The sequence below is a fragment of the Shewanella sp. DAU305 genome (genome assembly GCF_026802235.1).
GTDB lineage: Bacteria > Pseudomonadota > Gammaproteobacteria > Enterobacterales > Shewanellaceae > Shewanella > Shewanella baltica.
Genome location: NZ_CP113808.1, coordinates 2,383,135 through 2,404,200, shown reverse-complemented (window position 1 = coordinate 2,404,200; position 21,066 = coordinate 2,383,135). Strand labels below are relative to the sequence as shown.

10 protein-coding genes, 2 tRNA genes and 3 rRNA genes are annotated in these 21,066 nt (G+C 46.1%); 6 read left to right on the top strand and 9 right to left on the bottom strand.

What is annotated here, in order from left to right; all coding sequences use genetic code 11:
• Nucleotides 1-145: 145 nt before the first annotated feature.
• Nucleotides 146-1,795: a dipeptidase gene (locus tag OX890_RS10210; protein WP_268650564.1), complete on the bottom strand. Its 1,650-nt coding sequence runs from the start codon at nucleotides 1,793-1,795 to the stop codon at nucleotides 146-148.
• A gap of 410 nt (nucleotides 1,796-2,205) precedes the next feature.
• Between OX890_RS10210 and OX890_RS10205 the strand changes: the two genes are divergently transcribed.
• From OX890_RS10205 to OX890_RS10190, 4 genes are all read left to right on the top strand, one after another.
• Entirely contained in the window at nucleotides 2,206-4,410 is a 2,205-nt protein-coding gene (locus OX890_RS10205) for a M3 family metallopeptidase (protein ID WP_268650563.1), read from the top strand.
• Nucleotides 4,411-4,892: 482 nt separating this feature from the next.
• Nucleotides 4,893-5,369 (top strand): hypothetical protein, encoded by a 477-nt coding sequence (locus OX890_RS10200; RefSeq protein ID WP_041411193.1) that lies wholly within the window; start codon nucleotides 4,893-4,895, stop codon nucleotides 5,367-5,369.
• A gap of 311 nt (nucleotides 5,370-5,680) precedes the next feature.
• Nucleotides 5,681-6,130, top strand: coding sequence for an acetyltransferase (locus tag OX890_RS10195; protein WP_107948056.1), 450 nt, complete (start codon nucleotides 5,681-5,683; stop codon nucleotides 6,128-6,130).
• Nucleotides 6,131-6,514 carry a GCN5 family acetyltransferase gene (locus tag OX890_RS10190; protein WP_268650562.1) on the top strand — a complete coding sequence of 128 codons (384 nt, stop codon included), beginning with the start codon at nucleotides 6,131-6,133 and terminating at the stop codon, nucleotides 6,512-6,514. It abuts the gene before it with no gap.
• Between the two features lie 110 nt (nucleotides 6,515-6,624).
• On the opposite strand, the gene OX890_RS10185 is transcribed toward OX890_RS10190, so the two are convergent.
• Together OX890_RS10185 and OX890_RS10180 are read right to left on the bottom strand one after the other, a co-directional pair.
• Nucleotides 6,625-7,784, bottom strand: a protein-coding gene (locus OX890_RS10185; RefSeq protein WP_268649517.1) for an IS3 family transposase whose coding sequence is annotated in 2 segments (ribosomal slippage) — nucleotides 6,625-7,535 and nucleotides 7,535-7,784 — 1,161 coding nt in all. Because the reading frame shifts where the segments join, the coding sequence is not laid out codon by codon here.
• 180 nt (nucleotides 7,785-7,964) lie between these two features.
• On the bottom strand, nucleotides 7,965-10,109 hold the full coding sequence (locus tag OX890_RS10180; protein WP_268650561.1) for a M3 family metallopeptidase: 2,145 nt from the start codon (nucleotides 10,107-10,109) through the stop codon (nucleotides 7,965-7,967).
• Nucleotides 10,110-10,817: 708 nt separating this feature from the next.
• On the opposite strand from OX890_RS10180, the gene OX890_RS10175 reads away from it, so the two are divergent.
• Entirely contained in the window at nucleotides 10,818-12,863 is a 2,046-nt protein-coding gene (locus OX890_RS10175; protein WP_268650560.1) for a bifunctional 2',3'-cyclic-nucleotide 2'-phosphodiesterase/3'-nucleotidase, read from the top strand.
• A 205-nt stretch (nucleotides 12,864-13,068) separates the two neighbouring features.
• Nucleotides 13,069-13,818 carry a DUF2057 domain-containing protein gene (locus OX890_RS10170; protein ID WP_268650559.1) on the top strand — a complete coding sequence of 250 codons (750 nt, stop codon included), beginning with the start codon at nucleotides 13,069-13,071 and terminating at the stop codon, nucleotides 13,816-13,818.
• A gap of 483 nt (nucleotides 13,819-14,301) precedes the next feature.
• On the opposite strand, the gene rrf is transcribed toward OX890_RS10170, so the two are convergent.
• The 6 genes from rrf to gmhB all read right to left on the bottom strand — a co-directional run bounded on the left by rrf (nucleotide 14,302) and on the right by gmhB (nucleotide 21,008).
• Nucleotides 14,302-14,417 (bottom strand): 5S ribosomal RNA (gene rrf / locus OX890_RS10165).
• Nucleotides 14,418-14,606: 189 nt separating this feature from the next.
• Nucleotides 14,607-17,511, bottom strand: a 23S ribosomal RNA gene (locus OX890_RS10160).
• A gap of 367 nt (nucleotides 17,512-17,878) precedes the next feature.
• Nucleotides 17,879-17,954, bottom strand: a tRNA-Ala gene (locus OX890_RS10155).
• Between the two features lie 138 nt (nucleotides 17,955-18,092).
• Nucleotides 18,093-18,169, bottom strand: a tRNA-Ile gene (locus tag OX890_RS10150).
• A gap of 148 nt (nucleotides 18,170-18,317) precedes the next feature.
• Nucleotides 18,318-19,861: ribosomal RNA gene (locus OX890_RS10145) — 16S ribosomal RNA — on the bottom strand.
• Together the 16S, 23S and 5S rRNA genes with 2 tRNA genes alongside form the textbook arrangement of a ribosomal RNA operon.
• 598 nt (nucleotides 19,862-20,459) lie before the next feature.
• A complete protein-coding gene (gmhB, locus tag OX890_RS10140; RefSeq protein ID WP_259566818.1) occupies nucleotides 20,460-21,008 on the bottom strand; it encodes a D-glycero-beta-D-manno-heptose 1,7-bisphosphate 7-phosphatase in 549 nt (182 codons plus the stop codon).
• Nucleotides 21,009-21,066 lie beyond the last annotated feature (58 nt).

Below are 21,066 nucleotides of genomic sequence, written 5' to 3'. Positions count from 1 at the left end.
GAGCATTTCAAGTTGGAATGGTGGAAATCTAAGATTTAACCGCCATTGTTCTATTAACCCTTAATGCTTAGCTTAATACTTGATATCAGACTTTATTGCTACTCAACACTTTTGTGCCATCCCAAAATCACTTTCACAAAGAGCGCTATTTAACCGCCGATAGTTCGATAAATGCTGCGGTGTACATTTTTAGATTCAGCATAAATTGCTTATGGGTGATGAACTCTTTTTCGGTATGGCCAGTGTATTCCACGCCCGGCATGGCTGGGCCAAAGCTTAAGGCATTGGGGAATAATTTACTGTTGGTTGAGCCGCCGATTGCAACGGGTTTAGGGTCGACTATGCCAGTGAAGTGGGCAAACACGTCGAGCAGAGTTTGTTGCTGCGGCGCATCCTTCATCACCATAGGCTCACCCCAATAACTTTCGATATCAGCAAGCTGCACTTGGTGTTTATCCTGCCACAGGGCTAGGGCTTCACGGGCTTGCTTAGCGAGTAACTCTGGTGTTTTGCCGACAGGGCGACGTAAGTTAATGGTCACCTCAGTGCCCTTCTGAGTTTGCACCACCACAGTTGGGGCTAAGGTCAGCGGTCCCATAAAATCATCTTTATAAGCTAAGTCACCAAACTGCTCGGCGTAAATGCCTAAACCCACCAGCTCGTTCATGGCGGCAACGGTTAAGGAGGCGCTGGTTTGCGGCCAAGGTTTATCATTCAACTCGGGACTTAATAATGCCGCCAAATGCGTCACGGCATTCACTCCATCTTCAGGAGTGGATGAATGGGCGGCTTTACCGTCGGCAAAGATATGCAAGTTGCACAGCTTATCGACGCAATGGTTTTCAAAACGGTATTTCATCCCCTGCTGCGCGGCGGCTCTGGTCTGTAACTTTGTTAGTAATGTAGGTGAAACCGCCTTAATTTCTGCTTCAGCCTGCTGCGGTACTTGGCTGGCAAAATAGCCACCAGAGAAAGCCGTTAACGTGGGCGCTTGAGTTGAAGCCTCTGCTTTAGCTTCTATATTGGAGATCGTAATATTGGGCACAGTAAAGGTAATCTTACTCCAACCTTTCTCGGCGGTGACCACTGGGTATTCGGCATCGATAGTAATGTTCATATCCGCTGGCGTGTAGCTGGCTAAAAAGGTTTTCAGTGGTTCCCAGTCGGACTCTTCAGCAAGATAAACTAAGAGTTCAATACGTCTATCTCGATTAATGTGTTTATCTTTAATCGCCTTCATCGCATACATGGCGGTGACAATGGCACCCTTGTCGTCCTCTGTGCCGCGGCCAATCAGTTTGCCCGGTTCCGATTGAGTATCAAGCAGATAAGGGCTCTGCGCCCACAATGCAGGATTAGCTGGTTGCACATCGCCGTGGGTGACTATGCCTAACTTTTTAGATTCATTGTTTACAGCCGAATTGGCATCTAAGCCAATCAACACCACATAGCCATGATCGGCATAATCTAACCCGAGCTCCTGACTGAGTTGTTTCAAACTCGACTTTAAGCCTACAAAGGCGGGATTGGTATCTGGCGTTTGCCCTTCAACCGCTTGGGTATTAAAACTCACCAACTGAGTCAAACTCTGCACCATAGCCGCATCGTATTTTGCGACCGCATAATCGGCGACCTTTAGCGCATTTGGGCTTAACTGAGGAACGATTGTGTTAGCCGCTGTTGTTGCTGGCGCTGGCGCCGCAATGCACTGCGGCATAACCCAGCTGGACGCAGTCAGTAATACCAAGGATAACGCTCGACGTACGCGAGCATGTTGAATACCAGATTGAGACATAGAAGATCCTATTATTGTTATTCGTGTTTTAGGACCGTACTGCAAGAGACGGTTGAAAATGGATTAAGCTGATTTACTGCTTCGTGTTGCTTATGCCAGTCATCTGCGACGTGTTTGCGGCTATTATCTTCGACTACAGCCTTGACCAATGATGTTGCCAAGAAAGCGCACCGAGACGCGATAACATCCGCAGCCAGTTTGCCATATTATTTTGCTTAAAAGCCTGAAACAAAACATTTGTTACAAACTAAACACAAAATCGATGGAACCCCTAGTCCGATACATGTTAAACAGTCACATTAAGATAAATTAATGGTTTTAGCCGCGCGTAGACTTCAATTTTTGCTGAAATCCATGGCCATCATCAAACAATCACCCATAACAATAATCGACCTAACGGGGAACAAATAATGAAGGGACTAACCCTTAAACCGCAAGCCCGCACGGCTAAGCTCACGCTAAGTGCTATCGCTTTAGCCTTAACTTTGGGCGCTTGTAGCACACAACAACCCGAAGCCAGTGTTCAAGCAAACGCAGCACCCAATGCCGTGTCAGCGCAGATTATCAGTCAGAATGCGACCAATCCATTCTTCAAACCCTATAATACGTTTATGGAGATTCCGGCCTTTGATAAGATCAAGCCAGAGCACTTCCTCCCAGCCTTTAAAGCGGGCGTAGCTCAGCAACACGAGCAAATTCAAGCGATTGTTGATAATAAAGCCAAACCCACCTTCGCCAATACCATTGAAGCCATGGAGTTTTCTGGCGATCTAGTGACACGCGTTTCTAACGTCTTCTTTAACCTGACAGGCGCCGATACTACGCCAGCATTGCAAGCACTCTCAAAAGAAGTGTCGCCCATGCTATCGTCGGCCGAAGACGATATCCTGCTCAATGACAAACTGTTTCAAAAAGTCAAAGCCGTTCACGACGCGAAAGACAGCCTAAAACTCAGCACGGCCCAAGCAAAATTGTTGGAAGATACCTATAAATCTTTCACCCGTGGCGGCGCTAACTTAAGCGAACAAGATAAAACCAAACTGCGCGCATTGAACGAAGAAATCGGTAAACTCAATTTAGCCTTTGGTGACAATCTATTAGCCGAAACCAATGCCTTCGAATTAGTGGTTGATAGCAAAGCCGATCTCGCAGGTTTACCCGCTGATGTGATTGCGACCGCTTTTGAAACTGCGAAAAAACGTGGCCATGAAGGCAAGTGGGTATTCACCACTTCTCGCCCTTCTATCACGCCATTTTTAACCTATGCTGATAACCGCCAGTTACGTGAAAAACTCTATAAAGGCTATATCGAGCGCGGTAACAACAATAACGCCAACGATAACAAGATTATCCTCGCGAAGATTGCCGCCCTGCGTGCTGAACGTGCTCAGTTGATGGGCTATAAAACCCATGCCGATTTCGTGTTAGAAGAACGCACGGCTAAAACGCCAGAAAACGTTTACGGCTTGCTCAACAAAGTATGGCCAGCGGCATTGGCCCAAGCCAAAACCGAAGTGGCTGATATGCAAGCCATGATCGACGCGCAAGGTGGCAAATTTAAGCTGCAAGCGTGGGACTGGGATTACTACGCCGACAAAATTCGTGTCGCTAAGTACAGCTTTAACGAGCAACAAACCCGCCCGTATTTCTCCCTCGACAGTACACTAAAAGGTGTGTTCTACACGGCTAACCGTTTGTACGGTTTGACCTTTAAAGAACGTACCGACTTACCCAAATACAATGCAGAAGTCCGTACTTGGGAAGTTTACGATAAAGACGGCAAGCTGATGGCCATCTTTATGGGTGACTATTTCACCCGCGACAGCAAACGTGGCGGCGCTTGGATGAATTCCTTCCGCAAACAATACAATATGAACGGCGTTGATTCTAAACCTATTATTGTTAACGTATTGAACTACCCTCGCCCAGCGGGCAATGAGCCAGCGCTGCTGACCTTCGATGAAGCCAGCACTCTATTCCACGAATTTGGCCACGCCCTACACGGCATGTTATCGAACGTGGAATATCGCTCACAGGGCGGCACCGCCGTACCTCGCGATTACGTTGAGTTCCCATCGCAAGTGAATGAAAACTGGATGACTCAGCCAGAAGTGTTAGCTCAATTTGCCAAACACTACAAAACCGGCGAAGTGATCCCACAAGAATTAGTGAAGAAAATCCAAGCGGCCAGCAAGTTCAACCAAGGCTTTGCCACCGTTGAATACATGGCGGCCACTAAGCTCGATTTAGATTGGCACACACTGACCGACACTACGCCAAAGGATGCGGCCAAGTTTGAAGCAGACTCGTTAGCGGCAATGGGACTGATTGAAGAAATTAGCCCACGCTATCGCAGCACTTACTTCTCGCATATTTTCGCGGGCGGTTATTCAGCAGGCTACTACAGCTACCTGTGGTCGGATATTTTAGGCGCGGATGCTTTCGAAGCCTTTAAAGAAAACGGCATTTTCGACAAGGCCACTGCGGATTCCTTCCGTAACAATATCCTGTCGAAAGGCGGCAGCGATGATCCTATGCTGATGTATAAAAACTTCCGCGGTAAAGAAGCCGGCATAGAGCCGCTACTGCGTAGCCGCGGATTACTGGCCGAGTAACATCACCAATCATCATTTGCCAAAGGCAAGATAAACAACGGGAGCTTCGGCTCCCGTTTTCTTATAATTTTATTCAGCAACTTCTACAATAACCTATTAATTGGCTCAATATTTTAGTACTGTGTTGCCGCATATAAGGATATTTTTAAAATTATCAATGGAAATGATTATGTCTAATGCCCTACTAAGCTCTCCATTTCAAGCAAATAAAGAAAAACTTCTCACACTGCGATGACAGAGCGAACTCAATACCACTCGAATATTCAAAGCTCTGGATGCTTCCCCAAATACAATTGGTGCCGAAGTGGTTTTTATAGACCATGAATATTCCCTATGATTCCTTTATGCCACTAATATCCCATTCGATTAATATTACGAGAATGTAAAGATACAGTAAGTACCAGCTTTAGCCTTAGCAATAAGGCGCACCGGTGGAAAAATCAACAACCTAACAATAGTCAGCTATAAGGAATTCAGAGTCTATGTCAGATAATTTTTTTGAGAAACATGACTTATCTATCGGCGTGTTTGTCGTTGGTATTGCAGTCATCATGTTCCTTATGTTTGGTGCGGGTGCTATCGGCCCTTTACTTTTCCTTACGATTGAAACGCTATTCGGTAAATTAACACACGAAGAGTTTGGTACCCTTTTCGCATCAAGTATAGTGATCATGACCCTGAGTATTGTTATACCAAACGTATTAATTATACGAGGTAGACCTCGAGCAGTTAAAATCAATAAAATAAACGTCTATTTTCAACTCATTTGTTACTTACTATTTTTATTAGTTCTTGAACACAAACAAACCTGGATTTTTCTTTGCTTTGTTATTTTTCCGTTATTAGCGAACTGGTTAATGTCGTCTGCTAAATATCTAACCTTCCTTGCCTTTTACGAAACTCTACGCAAGGATCCAATCGTGTTTAGACAAAGCTTAGCAAAACGAATATTTAAGTAAGCACAGTAAATACAAGCTCTATTATCTGATATTAGTTTAAGTATATTTTTCATTAGAAAACATTAACAACACGCCATAATATAACCCAAAAAATATAATGGGTGACGATGAGCAATTAGGTATCGATGTCAGATAAATTTTGAAAAACATAACTTTTCTATCATAATTGTCGACAAGGTTACTGCGGATCCCATTCGTAATCATATTCTTTTTAAAGGCGGATTCGTAAATGATGGTACGTTTCCGCTTCACATTTTAACCCACTTTAATTCACCGCTTAGGCGACATTAAATCTTCAATAGAGTTATATGATGAATATTGAGATGGTAGAAAAAGCAGATCATCTTAGTCTGCTCGATATTTGGGAAGCATCGGTAAGAGCAACCCATGACTTTTTAGCAGAAGAAGATCTACAACAATTAAAGCCGCTGATCCTCGAACAGTATTTTGATGCCGTTCACTTAAAGTGCGCTAAAAATGACAATGGAGAAATACTCGGATTCTGCGGGGTACATGATGGCAATATTGAAATGCTGTTCATCTCACCTGACGCGCGCGGAAAAGGGATTGGTTCCATGCTAGCGACACATGCCATTAAAGAACTGGGAGCCACAAAGGTGGATGTTAATGAGCAGAATCAACAAGCATTAGGTTTTTACCAACATATTGGTTTTTCAGTAACGGGTCGCTCACCCGTTGATGGACAGGGTAAACCTTATCCGTTGTTGCATATGGCGTTATATTCCATTGAGGAATTGTAGATGTATCCTGATTCAATCGATGAGAATAGGGTTGGAGAGTATCCGGCGGAAACAAAATCAGGCGGCGGTTATTTCTATGATCAAGTCCTAGAATATCGTGTTTGGTGTCGCCCTTGGCAAGGTGCTCCAGATGAATTTGATGGTGAAATCTACTATTACGCATTTCATACTTATAATGAAGCTCTTGAATTTTCGAATGAAACTGACGGGTCTGAAGCGCCTTTAGTACTTGTTAAACAGCTTGAATGGATTGATGAACCTGAAGCTGGAAAATTCATTCATAAAACGGGTGAGCGCCTAACAGAATGGAGGGTTGAGTGGCTATTAGAGAGTCAACGTAAGGAGGACACTATTGCTATCTTTATGCGTGAGAATCAAACATAAACATTTGATTAAAATAATAAAGTGGTTCAATGCTGCCTTTCACCAACATTTCAACAAACTATTTTGGAACTGTGATCAGAGCGTTATCGGTAGATTTCCCCGTGTACTGGTCAACCCAAACTGGACACTTTTACTTGAGAATTTTCAAACTCTACCGGTGACAGATCGTCATTAGCAGAATGCAGCCGCTCCAAGTTGTAATATTTCATGTAAGCAGTCACATCTTGCTTCATAAACTCCCTTGTTGGTTGATTAACTTTAAAAATCCAATCGTGTTTTAAGCTGCCAAAGAATCGCTCAACAACGGCATTATCCCAACACGCTCCCACATCACCCATGCTGGCTCGGATACCATAGCTCAATAGCAGCCTACCGAATTGCTTACTGGTATATTGCGAGCCTCGGTCACTGTGGAATACCAGCCCTCGCGCTGGTTGTCGCAGGTTGTAGGCTTTTATTAATGCCTTAGATATCAAATCTGTGGTCATGCGTTTATCTATGTGCCATCCCACAATCCGGCGTGAATATAAATCCATCACCACAGCTAAATACATCCAGCCTTCACCCGTCTTTAAATAGGTCACGTCACCCGCCCAGACCTGATTAGCCGATACTGGATTAAAGTTCATGTTTAACAGGTTATCTGCCACTGCATCTGAGTGTTTCCGCTGCGTAGTCACCTTGTAAGCACGTCGCTGGGTTGCTTTGAGTCGAAGGCGGTGCATAATTTTACGAACGAGATAGCGACCAACCTGGTAGCCTTCCTTGCGCAATTTTTTCACCATTTCACGATTCCCTAAGCTGCCTCGACTTTGCTTAAATAGCTGTCGAACAAGGCGATAAAGCTTCAGTGTTTCAAGGCTTATCACGTTTGCAGGGCGTTTATGCCAATCGTAATAGCCTGATTTGCTTACACTCATTACTCGACATAACAGTGCTACGGGAAACAGGTTGGATTGCCGTTTGATGAAACGAAATTTTACTTCATTTCTTTCGCAAAGAAGGCGCTGGCCTTTTTTAGAATTTCTTTCTCCATTCGTAATTCTTTGTTTTCTTTACGTAATCGTTTTAGCTCATCACGCTCAGACTCTTCTAAGGTGACACCTTGTTTCAGGGCTTGGTGTTTTTCCTTCCAGTTGTAAAGCAGGCTCGTGCTAACTCCAAGAGACTTTGCCGCATCGGCAACGCTATAACCTTGTTCTAGCACCATCAAGACAGCTTCATCTTTAAATGCCTGGGGATAACTCTTATGTGATTTCTTCAGACTCATATCGACCTCTTAATTTATTGACCATACTGTCTCAAAATTAAGTGTCCGATGGGATTAGACCAGAACACCGTCCTCTAACTTCCTGTCTTGAAAAAATGATGAATAAATCCGCCCCGATATCAATAAAAAGGCTTGCTAGGTTTCCCTAACAAGCCTTTGGGCCTTTTTACAACGAATCGATTAGTCGACTAAACCGCGGCGCTTTAACAGTGCATCGGTTGTCGGCTTTTTACCGGTAAAGTGAATGTAATCTTGCATGAGATCTTCACTGTTACCTTTAGATAAGACTTCCTTACGGAATTTGTCACCATTATCGGCTTTCAATCCACCGTGCTCGCCCATATAAGCAAAGGCATCGGCGGCAAACACTTCGGTCCACAAATACGCGTAATATCCAGCTGAATAACCACCGGAGAAGGCATGGCTAAAGTAGCTCGACTTATAACGCGGTGGTATTGGCGCAAAATCGAGGCCGTGTTTAGCTAACACTTGGTGTTCAAACTTCTCCACATCGCTAATTTGAGTATCGGCGCTGATAGAGTGCCATTCCATATCTAACAAGGCAGCAGACAGATACTCAACGGTATCAAAACCTTGGCCAAACTTATTTGAGGCTAAGATTTTATCAAGCAGTGCCTTAGGAATTGGCTCACCCGTCTTGTAGTGTTTGGCATAGTTAGCAATCACAGCAGGATCGATATTCCAATCTTCGTTAACCTGGGATGGGAACTCAACAAAGTCACGTGCGGTTGATGTGCCAGCCACGCTTGGGTATTTCACCTGCGAGAATAAACCGTGAACCGCATGACCCATTTCATGGAACATAGTGGTCACTTCATCGAAGGTCATTAACGTTGGGCCATCGGCTGGCTTAGGAATATTCAGCGCGTTATAAACAACGGGCTTAGTGCCAAGCAGACCGCTTTGGGTGACGAACTCATCCATCCACGCGCCGCCGCCTTTGCCTTCACGGGCATAAGGGTCAAGGTAGAATAAGCCAATAGAGCTGTTGTCTTTATCGAAGACTTCAAAAGCTAAAACATCGGGATTCCACACGGGTAAATCGGTACGCGCTTTTAAGCTGATGCCATACAGTTTATGCATCGCGAAAAACAGCCCGTCTTGCAGCACAGTATTAAACTCGAAATAAGGCTTGATGCTGCTTTCGTCGAGATCGTATTTCTCTTTACGCACTTTGTCGGCGTAGTAAGCCCAATCCCAAGGTTGCAGTTCGAAATCACCGCCCGCCTTTTTGATTTCAGCTTGAATATCAGCCGCTTCCACTTTGGCACGTGCTAAGGCTTTTGGCGCTAAATCATCGAGGATTTCATACACCGCGGCAGGAGTTTTCGCCATTTGATCGGCAACCGCATAGGATGCCCAAGTATCGAATCCCAATAAGTTAGCTTTTTTAGCCCGAATTTGCGCCATTTTAACAATCAATGGGCCATTAGTTGCGACGGCTCTGTGCGCCGAGGTTTCCCACACTTTTTGGCGCAGTTCACGGTTGCTCAGGCTAGAAAGCACAGGCTGGCGAGTCGTGTTCACTAAGGTAATCAAATAGCCCTCTTTTCCAGCAGCTTTGGCGGCTGCGGCTAAGGTGGCGATTTCGCTGTCAGATAAACCGGCTAACTGGGCTTTATCAGTCACAACAATCACATCATCTTTAAATGATTTTAAGCTGTTTTGTGAAAAGTCCGTCGCTAAGGTTGCAAGCTCGGCGTTAAAGTCGCGCATCTTAGCTTTATCTTCAGCTGACAATTTCGCGCCAGCGCGAACAAACTGCTCATAGTAGTATTCAACTAAACGCTGATCTTCCGCATTTAAGCTGCTCTTTTGTTGATATACGGCTTCAACACGGGCAAATAACGTCGGATCGAGATAAATATTATCGCGATGGGCAGATAGCTTAGGTGCAAGATCTGCTTCGGCTTTCTGGAAATCATCATCAGAAATCAGACCGGCGAGATTAAAAAAGGTCCGCGACACCCGCGTTAATAATTCACCCGAGGTTTCCATCGCCAGAATGGTGTTGTCAAAACTGGCCGCTTGCTTGTTATTCACAATGGCAGCGATTTCAGCATCATGGGCTTTAATGCCTTGCTCGAAGGCAGGAGCATAATCTGCAGTATGGATAAGGTTAAATTGTGGCGCTTGATCCTGCAGTGGACTCTTGCTCAGCAACACATTGGTCGCCTCTGCTTTAGCAGCGGTTTGAGTCGCTACGGCATTTTTGGCTTCATTGGCACTGGCGGCTGGCTTGTCTGAACAAGCGCCAAGTAACAAAGCCGCGGCCACGGCTGTGGTTATAACGGACTTACGCATATTAACTCCCTTGGATGTTGCTGCCCTTTCGTTTGTATTTTTAAGGTGAAAGGTGCGCGCTAACGGATTTTGGCTTTCAGTTTAAAACAGTCTGAGTCAACGAACGCTTGTTGCTACGGTCGTTAATTTCGATGAACTACCTTAACAAGTTACGCGCATTTCAGCCAAGTTTTACCCCACCACTGCGGCGCTAATTTGTATCACTTTATGTGTATTTAGAGTCTATATGTGCTTATGCCAACGCTTAGCTACACCTAAGGCGCAGCAATCAGTGTTAAGCGCTTGCAAGCAGAAATGATGAGGATTTGCTAAAATTCAATGTAAAAAGAATTATTTAAAACAATCCAATTGGATTTTTTAAGCCAAATATTCTCAACATAGAAAGCAGCATAAGCAAATAAAACACCGTTTCTATAACAAATATTAATTCTTCTTAATAAACTTTTTGCTGTGCTTATTTAAACCTCAATGTAACAAATACACAGGCAAAATGGCTCATTATTTAGGCAGGCGCACTCTGGGTCACAATTTGAAACAGCTTTTCTCCGATTAATGTCACATTCAGATCATCAAATGTCTTTATAATTCCCGCTCGTTAACTTAGCGAAAAATTAACCTAACAGTTAAATGACGCTGAATTAACGGGATGATGGGCATGCTCTTGACGGAACATGCGTTGGGGTCAAATAAATATAAATAGAGATAACTATGTTAAATAAGAAAATACTCGCAGTGATGATCACTGCCGCCCTTGGTGTCAGCGCCTGTAATTCTGATGACGACAAAGTCGTTCAAGCCGATTTACGGGTACTCGAAACCACAGATCTGCACACAAATATCATGGATTTCAACTACTACAGTGGTAAAGACGATCCGACTATCGGTCTTGCCCGCACTGCAAGCTTGATCCACGCTGCACGCAACGAAGCCAAGAATAGCGTCCTCGTTGATAACGGCGATCTACTGCAAGGCAGCCCTATGGGCGATTATATGGCCAAAGTTGGCCTGCAAATGGGCGATGTTCACCCTGCTTATAAAGCCATGAACCTATTAGATTATGAAGTCGGCAATATCGGTAATCATGAATTTAACTATGGTTTAGATTTCTTAAATAAATCCATTAGTGGTGCAGATTTCCCTTATATCAACTCGAACGTTTATTGCGCCGACGATAATGGTTGCTGGAAAGAAGTTAAAAAAGGTGAGCATTTATTCACCCCTTATATCATCAAACAAAAAATTATTATCGACAGCGAAGGCAATAATCAAACCATTAACATTGGTTATATTGGTTTTGTGCCACCGCAAATTCTATTGTGGGATAAACAAAATCTGACGGGTAAAGTGACGGTTGAAGATATCGTTACCACCGCGAAAAAATATGTCCCAGAAATGAAAGCCAAAGGGGCCGATATCATTATCGCCATTCCACACTCTGGCATTGGTTCGACGGAAAATCCTGGCGATCCTATGGCTGAAAACGCCACTTACGCTTTGACTTATGTTGACGGTATCGATGCGATTCTATTCGGCCACAGCCACTCTATCTTCCCTGATGCTAAGTATGCTGACTTGCCCAATACTGATGTCACTAAAGGCCTACTGAACGGCGTCCCCGCAGTGATGCCAGGTCGTTGGGGCGATAACTTAGGGGTGGTTGACTTTAAACTCGAACGTAGAGATGACAAGTGGCATGTCCTTAGTGCGAAAACGCAAGCTCGCCCTATCTATGATGGCGCAAATAAAGCCCCATTGGTTGAAGCGGATGCTGCTATTCACGATGCCGTCGCAGCCGAGCACCAAGGTACCCTCGCCTTTGTGGATGAACCTATCGGTGTCGCCGCGGCGGACATGTATAGCTTCCTCACCTTAGTGCAGGACGACCCTACGGTACAAATCGTTTCCGATGCGCAAATCGCTAACGTGAAAGCGAAATTACCTGCAGCATTAAAAGGGCTGCCAGTGCTGTCAGCTTCTGCGCCTTTTAAAGCGGGTGGTCGCCACGGTACAACCAGCGATGCCGATCAATTTGTGCAAGTCGATAAAGGTCCACTGACCTTTAAAAACGCCGCCGATCTGTACCTGTATCCCAATACTATGGTGGCAGTCAAAGCAACGGGCGCCGAATTGAAAGATTGGCTTGAGTGCTCAGCCAACCAGTTCAATCAAATCGACCCAGCAAAAACCACCCCACAAGAGTTAATCAACTGGGATGGCCATCCAACCTATAACTTCGACGTACTCGATGGCTTAACTTACAAAATTGATGTCACTCAACCGAACAAGTTTGACCGCGATTGCGCCGTCGTTAATGCCAACGCAAACCGTATCGTTGATTTAAGCTATAAAGACGAAAACGGTAAAGTCATAACAGGTGAAGAATTTGCCGCGAAAGAGTTTATCGTCGCCTCAAATAACTACCGCGCCTTTGGTGGTAAATTTGCCGGTACGGGTAGCGACCATGTCGTCCTCGAACTGCCCGATACCAACCGTGAGGCGTTAGCGGCTTATATCACAGCGCAATCTCAGTACAACGAAACCACGGGTAAGTACGAAGGTATGGTCAATCCAAGTGCCGATTACAACTGGGATTTCAAAACAATCACGACCAACGTCACATTAGACGTTCGCTTCCAAACCCAAGACAGTGACAAAGCCGCGGCCTTTATCGAAGCCAATAAACAACGTGAAATGAAAAAGATCAGCAAGGATGAACTAGGTTTCGCCGTTTATAGCATCAACCTAACCAAATAAGCGTTCAATCCCGAAATATCACCTCAAAAGGCTCCTCGTGAGCCTTTTTTATTCCCTACCGATTAAATTAACGCTAATCTGCGCGCTATAAACAGTGTGTCGCCATTTAGTTCATCTTGCTCCACACTAAAGGTTAAACCTGCTTTGTGTCGTCAGAAATCTACCTTATTATTTAGCGGCGTCCTCGCAACAACAGAGAAAGCTTATGAAATATCAATCAATCTTATGTGCCACCGCGTTAATACTGGGCGCTGTGCAGCCTGCAACGGCCGATGTTAATCTCAATCTGCCTAAAAATGCTGAAGTATTAACGGTCAATGGCAAGCCAGCCGTAAAAAGTGGCAACCTCGTTTTAGCCGATGGTACCAATCAGATCGCCTTTCGCTATGCCGCGCAATACAGGCAACAAGCTGACTCAGTGCATTATCTATCCGACGTGCTCATCGTCCGTTTTGATGCGTCAGCACAAACACTTACCCTGACACTTCCAGCCATCAACTCAGCCAGAGATGCCAAGAAATTTGATGAGTCACCCAAGCTGACACTATCAAATACTCAAGATGAAGCAGTGAGTTTTACCAGCGATAAATTGATTAAGAATGGGATCCAACTGGGACGGGATTTCGAACACGAGATACTGCAGTACAACCTTAGCAATCATCCGGCTTCATTAAATCTCACTATGAATACCGCGACAACACAACCAAACGACGCCATTGCACCAGTATTGGCAAGCCAACCACAAATACGCCAAACAGCAGTAGTCACATCTACGAACTTGATCGCGCCAGCAGTGGTGTCGTCCTCAGCCGCAGCGGTCAATGACAAGGCTCAACAAACTACTCCTGCGACGACACCTAGCCAAACTGAAATCAGTCAAATGCTTGATTACTGGTACAAACAAGCTAACGACAATACCAAAGCCAGCTTCAAAGCTAAAATAAACAAAGAGTGACCCATACCGCTTCAGTTTATCTATTTAAAACCGCCAACTTAGTACCACATATGAACTGGCGGCTCTATTCAATTCGTAAAATTAGAACTTAGTAAAACTTAAGCTCATTAAAAAAGCGCCCAGTAAACCATTCCCACTTCACAGCTTAATGTCATTTCAAACAATGAAACGGTTTTAAAACGCTAAAACATGTAAATTCCAGACGCAAAAAAGCCAGCTTATTCAGCTGGCTTCGTTACATCTCTACCAGATAATTAGGCGCTTGGCGATGACCTACTTTCTTTTATCCCCGAAGGGGATACATGGGGGCGAGTCATCATTGCCTAAAATGCGCAGCATTTTGATGATGTATCGCGCGGAGCAATGTATTGCGCAGCTGGGGATCCCGCTCAGCGGCGGGTTGACATCGAGATAGGTTTTTGCGAAGCGTATAAACACAAAAGCCCTAGCGGTTTAGGCTAGGGCTTTTGTGTTTATTTGGATGCTTGGCGATGACCTACTCTCACATGGGGAGACCCCACACTACCATCGGCGCGTTTGCGTTTCACTTCTGAGTTCGGGATGGGATCAGGTGGTTCCACAAGGCTATTGTCACCAAGCAAATTCTGTTTATTACCGTGTCCATCTCTGGACCACGTTAATAATAATTCGGAAAGCTGATTTACTTTGTTTGAGTTCACACTTCATCAAGTGTCGATATTCTGTCTAAGGCTTTCGTACGACCTCCATGGAAGGAGGAAGTGCTAGAAAATGTCTGGAACATTTTCAGTAAAACCCATCTGGGTTGTATGGTTAAGCCTCTCGAGTCATTAGTACATGTTAGCTCAACGCCTCACAACGCTTACACACCATGCCTATCAACGTCCTAGTCTCGAACGGCTCTTTAGAGGAATTAAATTCCTAGGGATGACTCATCTTAGGGCTCGCTTCCCGCTTAGATGCTTTCAGCGGTTATCGATTCCGAACGTAGCTACCGGGCAATGCCATTGGCATGACAACCCGAACACCAGCGGTTCGTCCACTCCGGTCCTCTCGTACTAGGAGCAGCTCCCTTCAATCATCCAACGCCCACGGCAGATAGGGACCGAACTGTCTCACGACGTTCTGAACCCAGCTCGCGTACCACTTTAAATGGCGAACAGCCATACCCTTGGGACCGACTTCAGCCCCAGGATGTGATGAGCCGACATCGAGGTGCCAAACACCGCCGTCGATATGAACTCTTGGGCGGTATCAGCCTGTTATCCCCGGAGTACCTTTTATCCGTTGAGCGATGGCCCTTCCATTCAGAACCACCGGATCACTATGACCTACTTTCGTACCTGCTCGACGTGTATGTCTCGCAGTTAAGCTGGCTTATGCCATTGCACTAACCGTACGATGTCCGACCGTACTTAGCCAACCTTCGTGCTCCTCCGTTACTCTTTGGGAGGAGACCGCCCCAGTCAAACTACCCACCAGGCACTGTCCCTAATCCCGATAAGGGACCTAGGTTAGAACATCAAAACTACAAGGGTGGTATTTCAAGGACGACTCCATCATGACTAGCGTCACAACTTCAAAGTCTCCCACCTATCCTACACATGTAGGTTCAATGTTCAGTGCCAAGCTATAGTAAAGGTTCACGGGGTCTTTCCGTCTAGCCGCGGGTATACGGCATCTTCACCGCAATTTCAACTTCACTGAGTCTCGGCTGGAGACAGCGTGGCCATCATTACGCCATTCGTGCAGGTCGGAACTTACCCGACAAGGAATTTCGCTACCTTAGGACCGTTATAGTTACGGCCGCCGTTTACCGGGGCTTCGATCATGAGCTTCTCTTGCGATAACCCAATCAATTAACCTTCCGGCACCGGGCAGGCGTCACACCGTATACTTCCTCTTGCGAGTTTGCACAGTGCTGTGTTTTTGATAAACAGTTGCAGCCACCTGGTATCTGCGACTCCCGTCAGCTTAGAGAGCAAGTCTCATCACCAACAAGAGCGTACCTTCTCCCGAAGTTACGGTACCATTTTGCCTAGTTCCTTCAGCCGAGTTCTCTCAAGCGCCTTGGTATTCTCTACCCGACCACCTGTGTCGGTTTGGGGTACGATTCCCACTAACCTGAAGCTTAGAAGATTTTCCTGGAAGCATGGCATCAACTACTTCAGTCCCTTAGGACCTCGTCATCAGCTCTCAGTCTGCACACTAAAGTGCGATTCCCCGGATTTGCCTAAGAAATCAACCTACCACCTTAAACGCGGACTACCAACGCCGCGCTAGCCTAGCCTTCTCCGTCTCTCCATCGCAGTTAGCGGAAGTACAGAAATATTAATCTGTTTCCCATCGATTACGCCTTTCGGCCTCACCTTAGGGGTCGACTCACCCTGCCCCGATTAACGTTGGACAGGAACCCTTGGTCTTTCGGCGAGGGGGTTTTTCACCCCCTTTATCGTTACTCATGTCAGCATTCGCACTTCTGATACCTCCAGCGTGGGTTACCCCTTCACCTTCAACGGCTTACAGAACGCTCCTCTACCGCGCATCTCTAATGAAATGCACCCGTAGCTTCGGTGACTAGCTTAGCCCCGTTACATCTTCCGCGCAGGCCGACTCGACTAGTGAGCTATTACGCTTTCTTTAAATGATGGCTGCTTCTAAGCCAACATCCTAGCTGTCTAAGCCTTCCCACATCGTTTCCCACTTAGCTAGTACTTTGGGACCTTAGCTGACGGTCTGGGTTGTTTCCCTTTTGACGACGGACGTTAGCACCCGCCGTCTGTCTCCCGAGTAGTACTCATTGGTATTCGGAGTTTGCAAAGGGTTGGTAAGTCGGGATGACCCCCTAGCCTTAACAGTGCTCTACCCCCAATGGTATTCGCTCGAGGCGCTACCTAAATAGCTTTCGAGGAGAACCAGATATCTCCCGGTTTGATTGGCCTTTCACCCCCAGCCACAAGTCATCCGCTAATTTTTCAACATTAGTCGGTTCGGTCCTCCAGTTGATGTTACTCAACCTTCAACCTGCCCATGGCTAGATCACCGGGTTTCGGGTCTACACCTTGCAACTAAACGCGCAGTTAACACTCGGTTTCCCTACGGCTCCGCTATTCGCTTAACCTCGCTACAAAATGTAAGTCGCTGACCCATTATACAAAAGGTACGCAGTCACGGTCTCAAGAACCGCTCCCACTGCTTGTACGTATACGGTTTCAGGTTCTATTTCACTCCCCTCACAGGGGTTCTTTTCGCCTTTCCCTCACGGTACTGGTTCACTATCGGTCAGTCAGGAGTATTTAGCCTTGGAGGATGGTCCCCCCATATTCAAACAGGATGTCACGTGTCCCGCCTTACTCGTTTTCATCAATGGTTAGTTTTCATGTACGGGGCTATCACCCTGTGCCGCTGTGCTTTCCAACACATTCCACTAACACCCCACTGACTTAAGGGCTAATCCCCGTTCGCTCGCCGCTACTAGGGGAATCTCGGTTGATTTCTTTTCCTCCGGGTACTTAGATGTTTCAGTTCCCCGGGTTCGCCTCGCAACACTATGTATTCATGTTGCGATAACAGCTTATGCTGCTGGGTTCCCCCATTCGGACATCGTTAGCTCAAATGCTTGTTACTAGCTCGCCAACGCTTTTCGCAAGTTACTACGTCCTTCATCGCCTCTGACTGCCAAGGCATCCACCGTATACGCTTAGTCGCTTAACCATACAACCCAAATGAGTTTCACTCATCTGAGTCGCATTGCGACCAGCTTGGTTTTACTTGTCTCACTTCTGACCAAAGAAGTGGACGCGCCTTAGACGTAAACTATTCAACTAAGAATAATTTACTTTTGAATATTCAAGACACTTAATAAAGTGTTTGAGAACTCATGATGCAAACGTTTCCACGTTTACATCGGTTTGTAAGTAACATGACGACAGACATCATCACGTTACATACTATCAGCTTTCCAAATTGTTAAAGAGCGGGCTTAAAAAAGCCAAAGATAATTTTTAAGTTTATCTTTGGCATCTCTATCCATAGTGCATATGCCTTATTACTTTGCAATAAAGTCAGAATAAGGTGTAAATGGTGGAGCTATGCGGGATCGAACCGCAGACCTCCTGCGTGCAAGGCAGGCGCTCTCCCAACTGAGCTATAGCCCCATTTACATGCAGTGCGAGTAAGTAAGATGTTCCAAACCTCTAAAAGGATTGGTTTGCCAAATCAAGTTATCCGCGGCAAATTAACGCGACGTTTAGTTCACTAAACGAGTGTTAATTTAACAAAGGATAACGAAGATTTGGTGGGTCAGAGTGGACTTGAACCACCGACCTCACCCTTATCAGGGGTGCGCTCTAACCAGCTGAGCTACAGACCCATCTTTGATAAACCTATTTAACTAGGTCCATCTTTTACTCTTTCTTCTATCAAGCAAATCTGTGTGAACACTCAAAAGGTACACGGATGTACCGAATGTCGAAAATGCAGGAGCATTTTTCGACCAAACATTAAGTTAGTCGTATAGGTAAGGAGGTGATCCAGCCCCAGGTTCCCCTAGGGCTACCTTGTTACGACTTCACCCCAGTCATGAACCACAAAGTGGTGAGCGCCCCCCGAAGGTTAAGCTACCCACTTCTTTTGCAGCCCACTCCCATGGTGTGACGGGCGGTGTGTACAAGGCCCGGGAACGTATTCACCGTGGCATTCTGATCCACGATTACTAGCGATTCCGACTTCATGGAGTCGAGTTGCAGACTCCAATCCGGACTACGACGAGCTTTGTGAGATTAGCTCCACCTCGCGGCTTTGCAACCCTCTGTACTCGCCATTGTAGCACGTGTGTAGCCCTACTCGTAAGGGCCATGATGACTTGACGTCGTCCCCACCTTCCTCCGGTTTATCACCGGCAGTCTCCCTAGAGTTCCCACCATTACGTGCTGGCAAATAAGGATAGGGGTTGCGCTCGTTGCGGGACTTAACCCAACATTTCACAACACGAGCTGACGACAGCCATGCAGCACCTGTCTCACGGTTCCCGAAGGCACTAAGCTATCTCTAGCGAATTCCGTGGATGTCAAGAGTAGGTAAGGTTCTTCGCGTTGCATCGAATTAAACCACATGCTCCACCGCTTGTGCGGGCCCCCGTCAATTCATTTGAGTTTTAACCTTGCGGCCGTACTCCCCAGGCGGTCTACTTAATGCGTTAGCTTGAGAGCCCAGTGTTCAAGACACCAAACTCCGAGTAGACATCGTTTACGGCGTGGACTACCAGGGTATCTAATCCTGTTTGCTCCCCACGCTTTCGTGCCTGAGCGTCAGTCTTTGTCCAGGGGGCCGCCTTCGCCACCGGTATTCCTCCAGATCTCTACGCATTTCACCGCTACACCTGGAATTCTACCCCCCTCTACAAGACTCTAGTTCGCCAGTTCGAAATGCAATTCCCAGGTTGAGCCCGGGGCTTTCACATCTCGCTTAACAAACCGCCTGCGCACGCTTTACGCCCAGTAATTCCGATTAACGCTCGGACCCTCCGTATTACCGCGGCTGCTGGCACGGAGTTAGCCGGTCCTTCTTCTGTAGGTAACGTCACAGCAACAGCGTATTAAGCTGCTACCTTTCCTCCCTACTGAAAGTGCTTTACAACCCGAAGGCCTTCTTCACACACGCGGCATGGCTGCATCAGGGTTTCCCCCATTGTGCAATATTCCCCACTGCTGCCTCCCGTAGGAGTCTGGGCCGTGTCTCAGTCCCAGTGTGGCTGATCATCCTCTCAGAACAGCTAGGGATCGTCGCCTTGGTGAGCCATTACCTCACCAACTAGCTAATCCCACCTAGGTTCATCCAATCGCGGAAGGCCCGAAGGTCCCCTCCTTTCCCCCGTAGGGCGTATGCGGTATTAGCAGTCGTTTCCAACTGTTATCCCCCTCGACTGGGCAGATCCCTAGGCATTACTCACCCGTCCGCCGCTCGCCGGCAAAGATAGCAAGCTATCTTCCCGCTGCCGCTCGACTTGCATGTGTTAGGCCTGCCGCCAGCGTTCAATCTGAGCCATGATCAAACTCTTCAATTAAAGTTTTGTTGTTTGACTTACGTCAAACGGCTCAACGAATTCTGTTCGACTTACTAAGTAAGTCTTTGTACATATTGCTATGAACACTCATCACTCTCGTGAAAGAATTGGTTGATTTAAATTTTTGACTGCCAACCCGAAGGTTAAGCAGTTTCGATTAACTCAACACCTGTGAGTGTCCACACAGATTTGCTTGATAAATTGTTAAAGAGCATGGTTAGCAGCTTATTCAGCGTTTAACCGTTGACCCCGCTGGGTCAGTGGATGCGCATTATAGGGATGTCAGATTTTACCGCAACCCCTTTGGCGCGAATAATTACGAAAAACGATTCAAGCGCACACTTTTTAAACTAAAAGTGTGTTTTAACGCCAATATTCTCGAATTTTTGCTGGATTAAGGCAAAAGATGAGGTTAACCCAGCGCTAGAAATGACAAGAGCCAACCTATTGGTTAGCTCTTTATGCCATGTTGGATCGCTTTAACGCAAACTCTCATCCAACAAGAGCGACAACTCGCGCTACTGGTTACTGTGATAGTTGCTGCTTGAGATGAACTTATCAGCAAATGTTTATCTGCTTATAAGTAGTAGCGTAGCAACTAGACTAGGCTTTTTAAGTAAGCTGGCACATCGGCAATACTGCCCAGTACCACAGTGGCATCGCTGTCATCAGCAATAACCTTACCACTGCGCACTAATATGCGAGTGGTCACGCCCGCCGCTTTCGCTGCCTGCATATCTTCGGCTTTGTCGCCAACCATGACTGAGTGCACTAAGTCGATTTTCAAGAATTGCGCCGCATCATTGAGCATACCCGGCTTAGGTTTACGGCAATCACAGTCGACCTTATATTCCCCTATGCCATTTTCAGCATGGTGCGGGCAATAGTAGATACCATCGAGTTCAACGCCTTTGTCGGCAAAGTTCCAATCCATCCACTCCGTTAAGCTGTGGAATTGATCTTCTGTATACATACCACGGGCAATACCAGATTGATTTGTGACGACAACTAACTTGTAGCCCATTTCCTTCAAAGAGAGGCAAGATTCAAACACACCTTCGATATATTCGAAGTCATCCACTAAGTGGACATAACCATGATCTTTGTTAATCACGCCATCACGGTCTAAAAATACTGCTCGACTCACTGTAATACTCCAAAATCGCCTAAGGCGTTATCGCGCTATTATTCCATTCATTATCAGA

Coding starts and splice junctions, on each gene's coding strand:
- OX890_RS10200 (WP_041411193.1), top strand. CDS start 4,893: ATGTCAGATAATTTTTTTGAGAAACATGACTTATCTATCGGCGTGTTT.
- OX890_RS10170 (WP_268650559.1), top strand. CDS start 13,069: ATGAAATATCAATCAATCTTATGTGCCACCGCGTTAATACTGGGCGCT.
- OX890_RS10180 (WP_268650561.1), bottom strand. CDS start 10,109: ATGCGTAAGTCCGTTATAACCACAGCCGTGGCCGCGGCTTTGTTACTT.
- OX890_RS10195 (WP_107948056.1), top strand. CDS start 5,681: ATGAATATTGAGATGGTAGAAAAAGCAGATCATCTTAGTCTGCTCGAT.
- OX890_RS10175 (WP_268650560.1), top strand. CDS start 10,818: ATGTTAAATAAGAAAATACTCGCAGTGATGATCACTGCCGCCCTTGGT.
- OX890_RS10210 (WP_268650564.1), bottom strand. CDS start 1,795: ATGTCTCAATCTGGTATTCAACATGCTCGCGTACGTCGAGCGTTATCC.
- OX890_RS10205 (WP_268650563.1), top strand. CDS start 2,206: ATGAAGGGACTAACCCTTAAACCGCAAGCCCGCACGGCTAAGCTCACG.
- OX890_RS10190 (WP_268650562.1), top strand. CDS start 6,131: ATGTATCCTGATTCAATCGATGAGAATAGGGTTGGAGAGTATCCGGCG.